We start from the raw sequence: 12,524 nt of genomic DNA on the forward strand, positions 1-12,524 counted from the left end.
GACCGCACCCACACGGCGGAACCGCATCCACTCGCCCGACCCTCACCGCGCGCGCCGCACCGCGATCGCGGTGAGGACAAGGCCGTCCCGTACCGCCCAGTGGCCGGTGAACCAGGCGATGCGGACTCCGTCCACCAGCGGCCCCGGCACCAGCAGGCGCGCCGTGTATGTTCCGGCGTCCGGGTCGAAGGTGAGCCGGGCGTCACGGAAGCCGAGCCAGCGTCGGGCAAGCGGGTACCAGGCCTTGTAGACCGTCTCCTTCGCGCTGAACAGCACGGTCGCCCAGTGCACCGCGGGGTGGCTGCGCCCCAGTTCGCGCAGGTGGGCCCGCTCGTCCGGGCCGGTGATGTACCCGACGAGCTCCTCGGAGAGCGGCTCGTGGCGCTCGGCGTCGATCCCGATGGAGTGGTACTCGCGGCTGTGCGAGAGGGCCGCCGCCCGGTAGCCGTCGCAGTGCGTCATGCTGCCCGTCACCCCGGCCGGCCACTCCGGCTCCCCCTTGGGCCCCGAACCGACCGCGGCCGGCGGCACCCCGAGCACGGTCATCGCCGTACGGGCGCACCGCCGGGTGGTGACGAATTCGCGCCGTCGGTGCTCCACCGAATCCGTCAGATACGGCTCCTCCTCCGGGAACACCGGGAGGTCGAGCAGGTCGCCCGTGGTGGCGGCGCTGGCGACGGCAGGCGGAAGTATCTGCTGAATCACTTCTTCTCCTGGGAGGAAAAGCGCCGTGAAAAGGCGCACCAGGGCCCGCCGGATGCGGCGGGCCACTGCCATCCCAGGACAAGGTCATGACAGCAAATCGCTGTCCCGATGGTGCCGTGTCCGATGCCTCTTCCGCTACATAGCCGTCCGGGTATGCCCAAGAGCCCACATCGGACGGCCACACCGGACGGCCACGCCGGGTCGGCCACCCCGTACGAGGTCCCGGAAAAGGCAGATTGCAACCCGGAACAACACCGACCTAGAGTTTTCCTATCGAAATGAATCAAGAGAATTCGCGGCCCGGAAAACGCGACGAACAATGCGACCGAAATAACGCCGTCGAACAACGCGACTGAATAACGGGAGACCCCGATGCCCCATTCTTTCCTGGATCGGCTGAAAACCTTCGGCAATGCCGAGGCCGTCGTCTTCGACGGCCGCTCCCACGGCTACGACGAGCTGCTGCGCCTCGTCGACGACTGGCGCGGCTTCCTCGACCGCCACCAGGTGACTGCGGGTGAGGTCGTCACGCTTGAGGGCCCCTACTCCCCGCAGGCCTGCGCCGGCCTGCTGGCGCTGATCGAGCGCGGCGCGGCCGTCGTACCGCTCAGCGCGATCCCGGCCGCCAAGCGCGCGGAGTTCCTGGACGTCGCGCAGGTGGAGGTGGTGATCGAGGTCGACGCGAACGGCGGCGGGCACCGGGCCGAACGCACCGGGCGCGGCGCGGAGCACGAGCTGTACGAGGAGCTGCGCGCCACCGGGCATCCGGGCCTGGTCCTGTTCAGCTCCGGTACGACAGGCCGCAGCAAAGCCTCGGTGCTGGACTTCGAGAAGGTGCTCGGCCGCTACGGTGAGCCGACCCGGCCGAGCCGCATCCTGTCCTTCCTCAGCCTGGACCACATCGGCGGCGTCAACACCCTGCTGCACACGCTGAGCCAGGGCGGCACCGTGATCACGGTGGCCGAGCGCACGCCGGACGCCGTGTTCCGGGCGATCGACGAGCACCGGGTGGAGATCCTGCCCACCACGCCGACCTTCCTGAACATGGTGCTGATCTCCGGCGCCCACGAACGGCACGCCACCGGCTCCCTCGCACTCGTCACCTACGGCACCGAGCCGATGCCCCTGCAGACGCTGCGCCGCCTGGCCCAGGCGCTGCCGGAGGTCAGGCTGAAGCAGACGTACGGCCTGTCGGAGCTGGGCATCCTGCCCACCCGCTCCCGGGGTGACGACACGCTGTGGCTGAAGCTCGGCAACTCCGGGTTCGACCACAAGATCATCGACAACGTCCTGTGGATCCGCTCGGAGATGGCGATGCTGGGGTATCTCAACGCTCCGGCCCCCTTCGACGACGAGGGCTACTTCAATACGCAGGACGTCGTCGAGGTCGACGGCGACTGGGTGCGGATCCTGGGCCGCAACTCCGAGATCATCAACGTTGGCGGCGAGAAGGTCTACCCGAGCGAGGTCGAGAGCGTCCTGCTCCAGCTGGACAACATCGCCGAGGCCACCGTCAGCGGCCGGCCCAGCCCGGTGACCGGCATGGTGGTCAAGGCCACCGTGCAACTGGTCGAGGACGAGGACCGGCGTGACGTCATGCGCCGGGTGCGGGAGTTCTGCGCGCAGCGCCTGGAGCCGTACAAGGTGCCGGCCCTGGTCGAGATCGCCGCCGCGCCCATGCACTCCGACCGGTACAAGAAGATCCGGAGCGCGGCATGAGCGCCCACGAGCCGACGACCGGGACCGGAGCCGTGACCGCGACCGCGACCACGACCACGACCACGACCGCGACCGCGACCGCGACCGCGACCGGGGACGACGACCGCGTCGCCGTGATCAGCGGCGGCAGCAAGGGGCTCGGCCGGCTCCTGGTCGAGCGGCTGCTCGTGGACGGCTGGCGGGTGGCGACGTTCAGCAGGTCGGCCAACGAGTTCGTCAAGGAGCTTCAGGTCACCGCGGAGGACCGCTTCCTGTGGGAGGCCGCCGACCTCACCGACCCCGACTCGTTGCGCGAGTTCGTCCGGACGGTGCGGCGCCGCTTCGGCCGCGTGGACCTGCTGATCAACAACGCGGCGGTGCTGCACCAGGAGCTGTTCCTGACCACGTCCGCGAAGCAGACTTCGACGCTGATCGCCGCCAACCTGGTCGCCCCGATCACGCTCGCGCACGCCTGCGCCCGCTCGATGACGAAGCAGGGCGGCGGCCAGATCCTCAACGTCTCGTCCATCAACGCCATCCGCGGCTACCGCGGTGTCGCCGTCTACTCCGCCACCAAGGCGGGGCTCGACGGATTCAGCCGGAGCCTCGCCCGGGAGCTCGGCGCCTTCGGCATCCGGGTCAACTCGATCGTCCCCGGATTCTTCGACAGCGACATGACGTCCGGCGTCACGGAGCAGAACCGGGAGCGCATCCAACGGCGTACGCCGCTCGGCCGGCTCGGCGACATCCACGAGATCGCCGACGCCGTCCTCTACCTCATCTCACCCGACGCCTCGTTCATCACGGGGCAGACCATCGTCGTCGACGGAGGAATCACATGCTGACCACGACCGACATCACCGCGACCGTCCACGAGCAGATCAACGCCCTGCTCAAGGAGGCCGGCAAGCCCGTGCGCCTGCTCACCGGGGACGAGCCCCTGGCCCGGATCGGGCTCAACTCGCTGCTGCTGGCCCGGCTGATCATCCAGCTGGAGATGGAGTTCGGCGCCGACCCGTTCGAGGAGGACTACGTGATCTCCGACGTGCGGACGGTGGGCGCGCTGACCGACGCCTACATCGAGACGCTGGCGAACCTGGCCGCGGCCACCGTCTGAGCCCGGACCGTCCACCACCACGACCTGATGAGGGACCGACCCATGTCACGATCCACGGCACAGCCCATGTCGCCCGATGCCGTCATCGCCGTCGGCGACCGCTTCGAGGACTTCCTCGCCAACCGCGGCACCGTCCCCGTCTCCGACCTGCTGGCCCTGCTGCGCTCCGGCGACGTGCCGGAAGGCCTGACGGTCGGCATCGGACAGGGCCTGAGCGACGAGCAGTTGGCGGAGATACGCACCCTGGCCGACCGGCACGCGCCGGCGGTCACGGTCGCCAAGCCCGGGGTGCCCGAGCGGGCCCAGCAGCGGCTCACCCACAAGCACGACGCCAAGAACGTACTGATCGGGCCGGTCGGCCAGATCGGCGAGAACCGTTTCGCCGCCGACCTGGTGCTCGACGAGCGTGTCGAGGTCCTGGAGGACCATCTCACCGGCCAGCACATCCCGGCCATCACGCTCCTGGAGGCCGCCCGGCAGTTCTGGACCGTGGTCACCGAGCAGTTCTACGTCACCGGCCCGGACCGCACCCGGTTCGTCATCGGCTCGGTCGGCTCCACGTTCCACAGCTTCGTCTTCCCGCTCGCCGCGACACTGCAGTACGAGCTGCTGGAGCTGACCCGCACCCCGGTGGGACCGGTCTTCAAGTGCCGGATCTCGATCCACCACGGCGACACGCTCGCCAGTGTGATCGACGCCGAATACCGGGTGATCCCGGAGCAGTTCAGCGTCAAGCAGGAGAAGATCGCGGCCCGCCAGGCCGTGGTCTCCGAGCTGACCCGGGTGCGTGACCAGGCCGTACCGGCGATGAGCGGCGACCGGGCGGCCTGACACCCCTCGGCTGCGCGTGCCACCGCTCACCTCCGTCCTTGCCCGTCCCGGCTACCCCTGTCCCGACAACCCCTGTCCAGACAACTCCTGTCCCTACGACCCCTGCCCCCACGACCCGAGGAGAGACAGATGCTGTGGGCGATCCACTGCCTCGACGCGCCGGGCACCGCCGAACTGCGGGCGGCCCAGCGGCCCGCGCACTCGGCCCGGCTGCGGGCCACGCCGGTGCGGCCGGTGCTCTACGGGCCCCTGGTCGCCGCCGACGGCAGCACCGCGGTCGGCAGCCTGATCGTGGTCGAGGCCGCGAACCGGGAGCAGGTGGAGGAATTCGCCTTCGCCGACCCGTTCGCCGTCTCGGGCGTCTGGGAACGCATCGACATCCAGGCGTTCACTCCCTCGCAGCGCTCCCCCGTGCGGCTCGCGGAGGAGGCCGCACGGACCCCGGAAGGACGGCCGTGACCTCCTTGAGCGGCGGTCCCCGGCTCCCGCACGGTGTCGGCCCCCGGGAGTTCGCCGAGGCGCTCGCCGCGTTCCGCGCGGTGCTCGGCGACTCCCGGGTGCTGACCGACGAGGACATCGCCCTCGTCGGCTACGACGACCCGCAGCCGGTCCTCGGCCCCGGTCACTTCGTCCCCAGCGCGGCGCTGCTGGCCGGCTCGGTCGACGACGTACGGCGCGTGCTGGACGTCGCCAGGACCTTCGGAGTGCCGCTCGCGCCCGCCCTGCCCGGCCGCAACACCGGGCTGGGCGGCGCGGCCCCCCGGCTCCCCGGCGCCGTCGTCCTCGACCTGAGCCGGATGAACCGGGTGCTGGAGGTCGACGAGACCTTCGGGTATGCCGTCGTCGAGCCCGGCGTCACCTTCGTCGACCTCGCCGCCCACCTCTCCGCACGCGGGCTGCCGTACCGGGTCGACCCGGTGGGCCTGGGCTGGGACAGCGTCGTCGGCCACGCCCTGGCCGTCGGCGGCCTCACCCCGTACGAGGACGAGCCCGCGCTGTGGTGCGGGATGGAGGTCGTGCTGCCGGACGGCGACCTGGTGCGCAGCGGGATGGGCGGCCTGCGCGCCTCGCGCTGCGCCCATCTGTGGCCCTACGGCTTCGGCCCCTCCTTCGACACGATGTTCGCGCCGCTGAACCTGGGGATCGTCACCAAACTCGGCGTCCGGCTCCGCCTCGCGCCGCCGCACCGCCGCACCTTCGCCGTCTCCGTACCGCGGGCGGAGGACCTCGGCCCGCTCGTCGACGCCCTGCGGACGTTGCGCGCCGACGGCACGCTCACCGAGTCGCCCACCGTGCGCGGCCTGCTGCTGGACGCGGCCGCCGCGGGCCGGTGCCGCGACACCCTCCCCGGCGCTCCGGGCCCGGTGCCCGACAGCGCCCTCGGACCCCTCATGGCCGACCTGCGGCTCGGCCACTGGAACGCGTACGGTGCCGTGGCCGGCAGCCGTCCCGTCGTGCACGCCCAATGGGCCGCCGTGCGCGCGGCCCTGGCGCCGATCGCCGGGGTGCGCTGGCGGCTCGGCGAGCCGGATGACGGGCGTGACACGCCCGGCCTGTGGGGCGACGCGGCCGACGGCTGGCTGGCGCACGGCGGGCACCTCCCCGTCACGCCCGTGCTGCCGGGCACCGGCGCGGACGCACTGGCGCAGTACGCGCGGGTGCGAAAACTCGTCCGGTCGGCCGGCAAGGACTATCTGGGCTCGTTCGTGGTGGGCCGCCGGGTGCTGCACCACCACGTGCCGGTCGTGTTCGACATCCGCGACCCGGACGACCGGGCCCGCACCCTGACCTTGTGCGAGCGCCTGGTGGCGGACGCGGCGGCGGCCGGGCTCGGCGTACGGCACGCGCATCCGGCCCTGATGGACCAGGTCGCGGAGACGTACGCCTTCCACGGGCACGCGCTCCGGCGGCTCGGCGAACGGATCAAGGACGCGCTCGATCCGGCGGGCGTGCTGGCCCCCGGCGCCCACGGCATCTGGCCCCGCCGCTACCGCGGCCTGCGCCTGTGACCCGGCATCACCCGAGACCTGTACCGAAAGGAGACCGACCATGTCCGTGCAGACCCTGAGCGGCAGCCAACTGGCCGAGCTCGAAGAGGAGTTCGCGGCCCCGTCCGTCCCGCCGTCGTTGCGGGCCCGTACCGCCGAACTGGAGGGACTGCGCGGGGGCGTGGTCGCGGGCGACGCCGCCGCCACCGGGCGACAGCATGCCAAGGGCAAGCTGACGGCCCGCGAGCGCATCGAACTCCTGCTGGATCCGGGCACGTTCAGCGAACTGGAGCCGCTGCGCCGGCACCGGGCGACCGGCTTCGGCATGGAGGACAAACGTCCGCACACGGACGGCGTGATCGGCGGCTGGGGCACGGTCCACGGCCGTTCGGTCTTCGTGTACGCGCACGACTTCCGGATCTTCGGCGGTGCACTGGGCGAGGCGCACGCGACGAAGATCCACAAGATCATGGACCTGGCCCTGGCGGCAGGCGCTCCCCTGGTGTCCCTCAACGACGGCGCGGGCGCCCGCATCCAGGAGGGCGTCACCGCGCTCGCCGGCTACGGCGGCATCTTCCAGCGCAACACGAAGGCCAGCGGGGTCATCCCGCAGATCAGCGTGATGCTCGGCCCCTGCGCGGGCGGCGCCGCCTACTCGCCCGCGCTGACCGACTTCGTCTTCATGGTCCGCGAGACGTCCCAGATGTTCATCACCGGCCCCGACGTCATCCAGGCCGTCACCGGCGAACAGGTCACCCAGAACGGGCTCGGCGGCGCGGACGTGCACGCCGAGACGTCAGGTGTCGCCCACTTCGCGTACGACGACGAGCGGACCTGTCTCGAAGAGGTCCGCTATCTGCTCTCCCTGCTCCCCCAGAACAGCACCGAGACACCGCCCGAGGCGCCCTGCCCCGACCCGGCCGACCGGTCCTGCGCCGAACTGCTGGACATCGTGCCCGCGGACCCGGCCCAGCCGTACGACATGCGACGGGTGGTCGGGGAGGTGGTGGACGACGGCGAGTTCCTGGAGGTCCAGGAGCGCTGGGCGGGCAACGTCATCTGCGCGCTCGGCCGCATCGAGGGCCGCCCGGTCGGCATCGTGGCCAATCAGCCGCTGGTGCTCGCCGGGGTGCTCGACATCCATGCCAGTGAAAAGGCCGCGCGGTTCGTGCAGTTGTGCGACGCCTTCAACATCCCGGTGGTGTCGCTGGTCGACGTGCCCGGCTTCCTGCCCGGCGTGGAGCAGGAGCACGGCGGCATCATCCGGCACGGCGCCAAGCTCCTGTACGCGTACTGCAACGCGACCGTCCCCCGGATCCAGGTGATCGTGCGCAAGGCGTACGGCGGGGCGTACATCGTCATGGACTCGCGTTCCATCGGCGCGGACCTGTCGTACGCGTGGCCCGCCAACGAGATCGCCGTGATGGGCGCGGAGGGTGCCGCGAACGTCATCTTCCGCCGCGAGATCGGCGCGGCCGACGATCCTGAGGCGACCCGGGCGCGGCGCGTGGCCGAGTACCGCGAGGCACTGATGCATCCGTACTACGCCGCCGAGCGCGGACTGGTCGACGACGTCATCGCCCCGCAGGCCACGCGGGCCGTCCTCGCCTCGGGGCTGCGGATGCTGCGCACGAAGAGCGCGCCGCTGCCGCACCGCAAGCACGGGAATCAGCCGGCATGAGCGGCACCGACGGTATCGATGGCATCCGGGTCCTGTCCGGCGAGCCGACCCCCGAGGAGCTCGCCGCCCTTCTGGTCGTCCTGCGCAGCCTGACGCGCCGGCGCGTGGGTGGCCTGCCCGCCGACATCGTCCGGCCTGCCGCCTGGGCCCACGCGGGCCGCACGCACCGCCCGGCCGGCATCTGGCGGCGGACCGCATGAGCGCAGGCCATCGCGGCGTTCCGGTGGGAAAATGGGTCTGAGGGAACCGGACCAGGGGACCGGAGGCAACATGACGTTCGTACAGCTGATCGACTGCAAGACCAGCCAGTTCGACGAGATGAACCGGCTGTTGGACACATGGGTCGAGCAGACCAAGGGGAAGCGGACCGCGACGCACAGCGTCATCGCCAAGGACCGGTCCGACGCGTCGCACTTGATAGAGATCGTCGAGTTCCCTTCGTACGAGGAGGCGATGCGGAACTCGAACCTGCCGGAGACCGACAAGATCTTCCAGGAGATGGTCGCCCTCTGCGACGAGCTGCCGACGTTCACGGACCTGGACGTCGTGCGCGACGAGCAGTTGTACGCGGCGACCGCGCGCCGGTTCTTCGAGACGATCGCGCTGCCCGGCGAACTCCCGCCACTGGACAGCCTGCTGACCGAGAACTACCACGACCACGATCCCGCGGACGAGCAGGACAACATCGGCATGGACGCGATGCGGCGCGGGCTCGGGATGTGGCGGAGCGCTTTCGACCTCGGCTTCGTCGTCGAGGACCAGATCTGCCAGGGCGACCGGGTGTGCACCCGCTGGACCTGGACCGGCGTGCACCGGGGCGACTTCATGGGGATCCCGGGCAGCGGGCAACAGGTGACCATGACGGGTTCGACCATCTTCCGGTTCGGCGAGGACGGGAAGATCGCCGAGGGCTGGTGGGAGTACGACCTGCTCGGGCTGATGACGCAGCTGGGAGCGCTGGACGCGCTGGAGAACTGAGGAGCCACTCCGAATCGCCCGCGAGGGAAGAGCCCCCGTTCCGGTTCCTTCAGTTCCGGGACGGGGGCTTCTTCGATCGCCGTCGTCGGCCTGAGCGATACCGCGGCGCTCGTTCTGGGACGCCGCTGCGGCCAGGAGGCGATCTTCGCCTGGACTCCCGACGCCTGGCGTGTCCTGGCGTGCGGCACCAGCGCCACGGCGGTCAGTGGATGGGCAGCGTCCGAGTACTGATCGGGGCACGGACCCGGACCATGAGGACCGTGCGGTGTCTCCAGGTCGTGCTGCCCCTCACGCTCGGTCTCGTGCTGGCCGTCACCACGGGGAAGCTCGCCGAGTCCAGCTACCTGATCACCGGTGGCGGCGCGATCCGCTGGGACGTCGCCGGCGTCCCGCTGTTGTTCCTGGCGGCGGCCGGAGTCGTGGCGGTCGCGGCGGCGGGCTCACTGACGCTGGTCGGCCGCAGGATCGATCCGGAGCTGATCCGCCGCGACCGACCGCCGAGCGGGACATCGGCCGTGCCGCCCCGCTCGGCAGGATCGGAGACGGCAGCACGAAGGCCCGGCACCCCTCGGGGGTGCCGGGCCTCGGCTGTGCTGTTGTCAGCCTCAGTGGGCGTGGCCGTGACCGTGGCCGTGGCCCGCCTCGGCCGGCTCCTCTTCCTTCTTCTCGACGACCAGGGTCTCGGTCGTGAGGAGGAGGGAGGCGATGGAGGCGGCGTTCTCCAGGGCGGAGCGGGTGACCTTCACCGGGTCGATGACGCCGGCCTTGACCAGGTCGCCGTACTCGCCGGTGGCGGCGTTGAAGCCCTGGCCCTTGTCGAGCTCGGCGACCTTGGAGGTGATGACGTAGCCCTCCAGGCCAGCGTTCTCGGCGATCCAGCGCAGCGGCTCGACGGCGGCCTTGCGGACCACGGAGACACCGGTGGCCTCGTCGCCGGTCTTGTCGAGGTTGCCCTCGAGGACCTTGACGGCGTGGACCAGCGCGGAGCCACCACCGGAGACGATGCCTTCCTCGACCGCGGCGCGGGTCGCGGAGATGGCGTCCTCCAGACGGTGCTTCTTCTCCTTCAGCTCCACCTCGGTGGCGGCGCCGACCTTGATCACGCACACGCCGCCGGCCAGCTTCGCGAGGCGCTCCTGGAGCTTCTCGCGGTCCCAGTCGGAGTCGGTGTTCTCGATCTCGGCCTTGATCTGGGCGACGCGGCCGGTGACGTCCGCGGAGTTGCCGGCACCGTCGACGACCGTGGTGTCGTCCTTGGTGACGGTGACGCGGCGGGCGGAGCCCAGCACGTCGGTGCCGACCTGGTCGAGCTTGAGGCCGACCTCCTCGGAGATGACCGTGGCGCCGGTGAGGATCGCCAGGTCCTGCAGCATCGCCTTGCGGCGGTCACCGAAGCCGGGAGCCTTGACGGCGGTGGCGTTGAAGGTGCCGCGGATCTTGTTGACGACCAGGGTCGACAGGGCCTCGCCGTCGACGTCCTCGGCGATGATCAGCAGCGGCTTCGAGGCGTTGGACTGGATGATCTTCTCCAGCAGCGGCAGGAGGTCCGCGATGGCGGAGATCTTGCCCTGGTGGATGAGGATGTACGGGTCGTCGAGGACGGCCTCCATGCGCTCCTGGTCCGTCACGAAGTACGGCGACAGGTAGCCCTTGTCGAAGGCCATGCCCTCGGTGAAGTCCAGCTCCAGACCGAAGGTGTTGGACTCCTCGACGGTGATGACGCCGTCCTTGCCGACCTTGTCCATCGCCTCGGCGATGAGCTCGCCGACCTGCTGGTCCTGGGCGGACAGCGCGGCGACGGCGGCGATGTCGGACTTCTCGTCGATCGGCCGCGCCGAGGCGAGCAGGGCCTCGGAGACGGCCTTGACCGCGGCGTCGATGCCCTTCTTCAGGGCGGCCGGGGAAGCGCCGGCGGCGACGTTCTTCAGGCCCTCGCGGACGAGCGCCTGGGCCAGCACGGTGGCGGTGGTGGTGCCGTCACCAGCGATGTCGTTGGTCTTGGTAGCCACCTCCTTCACCAGCTGGGCGCCGAGGTTCTCGTACGGGTCGTCGATCTCGACCTCGCGGGCGATGGTGACGCCGTCGTTGGTGATGGTGGGAGCGCCGAACTTCTTGTCGATGACGACGTTGCGGCCCTTGGGGCCGATCGTCACCTTGACCGTGTCGGCAAGCTTGTTGACGCCGCGCTCGAGGGCGCGACGGGCGTCCTCGTCGAACTTCAGGATCTTCGCCATGACAGCGTGAGCCCTCTCGGAATTCTTGGGTGAACGAAGACTGCGCCCCGGGCGCCCGGCTCCTTATCGGTCGCGGGTGCCAGGGGCGCAGTTCAAAGCAACAAATTGTGCTCTGGGTGAATTACTTCTCGACGATCGCGAGCACGTCGCGAGCCGAGAGGACGAGGTACTCCTCGCCGTTGTACTTCACCTCGGTGCCGCCGTACTTGCTGTAGAGAACGACGTCGCCGACCTTGACGTCGAGCTCGACGCGCTTGCCGTCCTCGAAGCGGCCCGGGCCCACGGCCAGGACAACGCCCTCCTGGGGCTTCTCCTTGGCGGTGTCCGGAATGACCAGGCCCGAAGCCGTGGTCTGCTCGGCGTCGAGCGGCTGGACCACGATGCGGTCCTCGAGCGGCTTGATGGCAACCTTGGAGCTGGCGGTCGTCACGATCCGACCTCCCCCTTCGGAGATCTCACGGGGTTAACTGTCTGAGGTGGCGACCAGGTGGATCCGTCGTCGCGGGTGCCGGACCTGCCCGTCGCGTTGTTGGCACTCTCCAGGGGGGAGTGCCAGAGCCGAGACTATGACCGCGATTAGCACTCGGTCAAGCGGAGTGCCAATTGCCTGCGGCGCGGCGCGAAGTTTTCAGTCCCCGGTGCTGGTGGATCCCCCTCGTGGACCCCCCTGGGGGCTGCCGCCCCCAGACCCCCGCTTCGGCCTGAACGGCCTCGTCCTCAAGCGCCGGACGGGCTGGATTTTGCTGAGCCACGCCACCACCTGCGGGTGGGCGGGGGCGGGACGGCAACTCCTCGTCCTCAAGCGCCGGACGGGCTGGAGTTTGCTGAGCTGCGCCGCCGCGGGCTGCGGGTCATGAACACGTCCACCTCGTCCTCCGTGTCCAGGGCGAAGCCATGGCGCTCGTACAGTCGGCGTGCGGCGCTGCCGCGGAGTACGTTCAGGCGGACCGTGACGCCGTCGTGGTCGCTGCGCCGCAGGAGTTCGCTCAGCACGGCCGAACCGATGCCGGCGCCGTGCAGGTGCGGGGCGAGGTAGAAGTGCTCCAGCCAGTGGGCGTCCTCGGCCGGGCGCAGGGCCACGCAGCCGGCGAACGTACCGTCCGCCTCGATCACCCAGGTGTGCGCCGGGACGAAGCCGTCGCGCAGCCGCTGCCGTACCCGGTGCTCGTCGTACCGGCCCAGCCGTTCGAGGTCGGCCCGCAGCACCACGGCCCGCAGTTCGGCCGCCGGTTCGGCGTCCGCCGCCGACGCGGGGCGTATCGTCCAGTCCGTCATGGCCGGAACGCTAGCCG

13 protein-coding genes are annotated in these 12,524 nt (G+C 70.5%); 9 read left to right on the forward strand and 4 right to left on the reverse strand.

The features are described from left to right. Positions 1 to 42: 42 nt before the first annotated feature. The gene (locus ACIPSA_RS10215; RefSeq protein WP_402631325.1) at positions 43 to 705 is read right to left on the reverse strand and encodes a 4'-phosphopantetheinyl transferase; all 663 of its coding nucleotides are present in this window, start codon (positions 703 to 705) and stop codon (positions 43 to 45) included. A gap of 372 nt (positions 706 to 1,077) precedes the next feature. Between ACIPSA_RS10215 and ACIPSA_RS10220 the strand changes: the two genes are divergently transcribed. The 9 genes from ACIPSA_RS10220 (at position 1,078) to ACIPSA_RS10260 (ending at position 8,998) form a co-directional block, all read left to right on the forward strand. After that, positions 1,078 to 2,424 (forward strand): class I adenylate-forming enzyme family protein, encoded by a 1,347-nt coding sequence (locus ACIPSA_RS10220; protein WP_402631328.1) that lies wholly within the window; start codon positions 1,078 to 1,080, stop codon positions 2,422 to 2,424. Then, positions 2,421 to 3,248, forward strand: coding sequence for an SDR family NAD(P)-dependent oxidoreductase (locus tag ACIPSA_RS10225; protein ID WP_402631331.1), 828 nt, complete (start codon positions 2,421 to 2,423; stop codon positions 3,246 to 3,248). The genes ACIPSA_RS10220 and ACIPSA_RS10225 overlap by 4 nt, the downstream gene beginning before the upstream one ends. Then, positions 3,242 to 3,520 (forward strand): acyl carrier protein, encoded by a 279-nt coding sequence (locus ACIPSA_RS10230; protein WP_402631334.1) that lies wholly within the window; start codon positions 3,242 to 3,244, stop codon positions 3,518 to 3,520. The genes ACIPSA_RS10225 and ACIPSA_RS10230 overlap by 7 nt, the downstream gene beginning before the upstream one ends. 42 nt (positions 3,521 to 3,562) lie before the next feature. Next, positions 3,563 to 4,351, forward strand: coding sequence for an AfsA-related hotdog domain-containing protein (locus ACIPSA_RS10235; RefSeq protein ID WP_402631337.1), 789 nt, complete (start codon positions 3,563 to 3,565; stop codon positions 4,349 to 4,351). A 129-nt stretch (positions 4,352 to 4,480) separates the two neighbouring features. After that, positions 4,481 to 4,810 carry a YciI family protein gene (locus ACIPSA_RS10240; RefSeq protein ID WP_402631340.1) on the forward strand — a complete coding sequence of 110 codons (330 nt, stop codon included), beginning with the start codon at positions 4,481 to 4,483 and terminating at the stop codon, positions 4,808 to 4,810. Then, the gene (locus ACIPSA_RS10245; protein WP_402631343.1) at positions 4,807 to 6,360 is read left to right on the forward strand and encodes an FAD-binding oxidoreductase; all 1,554 of its coding nucleotides are present in this window, start codon (positions 4,807 to 4,809) and stop codon (positions 6,358 to 6,360) included. Before ACIPSA_RS10240 ends, ACIPSA_RS10245 begins: the two co-directional genes overlap by 4 nt. Before the next feature lie 40 nt (positions 6,361 to 6,400). After that, entirely contained in the window at positions 6,401 to 8,020 is a 1,620-nt protein-coding gene (locus tag ACIPSA_RS10250) for an acyl-CoA carboxylase subunit beta (RefSeq protein WP_402631346.1), read from the forward strand. Next, entirely contained in the window at positions 8,017 to 8,220 is a 204-nt protein-coding gene (locus tag ACIPSA_RS10255; RefSeq protein ID WP_402631349.1) for an acyl-CoA carboxylase subunit epsilon, read from the forward strand. The genes ACIPSA_RS10250 and ACIPSA_RS10255 overlap by 4 nt, the downstream gene beginning before the upstream one ends. Before the next feature lie 70 nt (positions 8,221 to 8,290). After that, positions 8,291 to 8,998: an ester cyclase gene (locus ACIPSA_RS10260; protein WP_402631352.1), complete on the forward strand. Its 708-nt coding sequence runs from the start codon at positions 8,291 to 8,293 to the stop codon at positions 8,996 to 8,998. Positions 8,999 to 9,603: 605 nt separating this feature from the next. On the opposite strand, the gene groL is transcribed toward ACIPSA_RS10260, so the two are convergent. The 3 genes from groL to ACIPSA_RS10275 form a co-directional block, all read right to left on the reverse strand. Continuing rightward, positions 9,604 to 11,232, reverse strand: a complete 1,629-nt coding sequence (gene groL / locus ACIPSA_RS10265; RefSeq protein WP_402631355.1) for a chaperonin GroEL — start codon at positions 11,230 to 11,232, stop codon at positions 9,604 to 9,606. Between the two features lie 121 nt (positions 11,233 to 11,353). Then, entirely contained in the window at positions 11,354 to 11,662 is a 309-nt protein-coding gene (gene groES, locus ACIPSA_RS10270; RefSeq protein ID WP_316747423.1) for a co-chaperone GroES, read from the reverse strand. Positions 11,663 to 12,030: 368 nt separating this feature from the next. Continuing rightward, entirely contained in the window at positions 12,031 to 12,507 is a 477-nt protein-coding gene (locus ACIPSA_RS10275) for a GNAT family N-acetyltransferase (RefSeq protein ID WP_402631359.1), read from the reverse strand. Positions 12,508 to 12,524: the final 17 nt, after the last annotated feature.

Source organism: Streptomyces sp. NPDC086549 (assembly GCF_044746205.1).
Taxonomy (GTDB): Bacteria; Actinomycetota; Actinomycetes; order Streptomycetales; family Streptomycetaceae; genus Streptomyces.

Bases quoted from the DNA above. Each gene is read 5' to 3' on its own strand.
- ACIPSA_RS10220 (WP_402631328.1), top strand. From the start codon at position 1,078: ATGCCCCATTCTTTCCTGGATCGGCTGAAAACCTTCGGCAATGCCGAG.
- groL (WP_402631355.1), bottom strand. From the start codon at position 11,232: ATGGCGAAGATCCTGAAGTTCGACGAGGACGCCCGTCGCGCCCTCGAG.
- ACIPSA_RS10240 (WP_402631340.1), top strand. From the start codon at position 4,481: ATGCTGTGGGCGATCCACTGCCTCGACGCGCCGGGCACCGCCGAACTG.
- ACIPSA_RS10250 (WP_402631346.1), top strand. From the start codon at position 6,401: ATGTCCGTGCAGACCCTGAGCGGCAGCCAACTGGCCGAGCTCGAAGAG.
- ACIPSA_RS10225 (WP_402631331.1), top strand. From the start codon at position 2,421: ATGAGCGCCCACGAGCCGACGACCGGGACCGGAGCCGTGACCGCGACC.
- ACIPSA_RS10255 (WP_402631349.1), top strand. From the start codon at position 8,017: ATGAGCGGCACCGACGGTATCGATGGCATCCGGGTCCTGTCCGGCGAG.
- ACIPSA_RS10230 (WP_402631334.1), top strand. From the start codon at position 3,242: ATGCTGACCACGACCGACATCACCGCGACCGTCCACGAGCAGATCAAC.
- ACIPSA_RS10275 (WP_402631359.1), bottom strand. From the start codon at position 12,507: ATGACGGACTGGACGATACGCCCCGCGTCGGCGGCGGACGCCGAACCG.
- ACIPSA_RS10235 (WP_402631337.1), top strand. From the start codon at position 3,563: ATGTCACGATCCACGGCACAGCCCATGTCGCCCGATGCCGTCATCGCC.
- ACIPSA_RS10260 (WP_402631352.1), top strand. From the start codon at position 8,291: ATGACGTTCGTACAGCTGATCGACTGCAAGACCAGCCAGTTCGACGAG.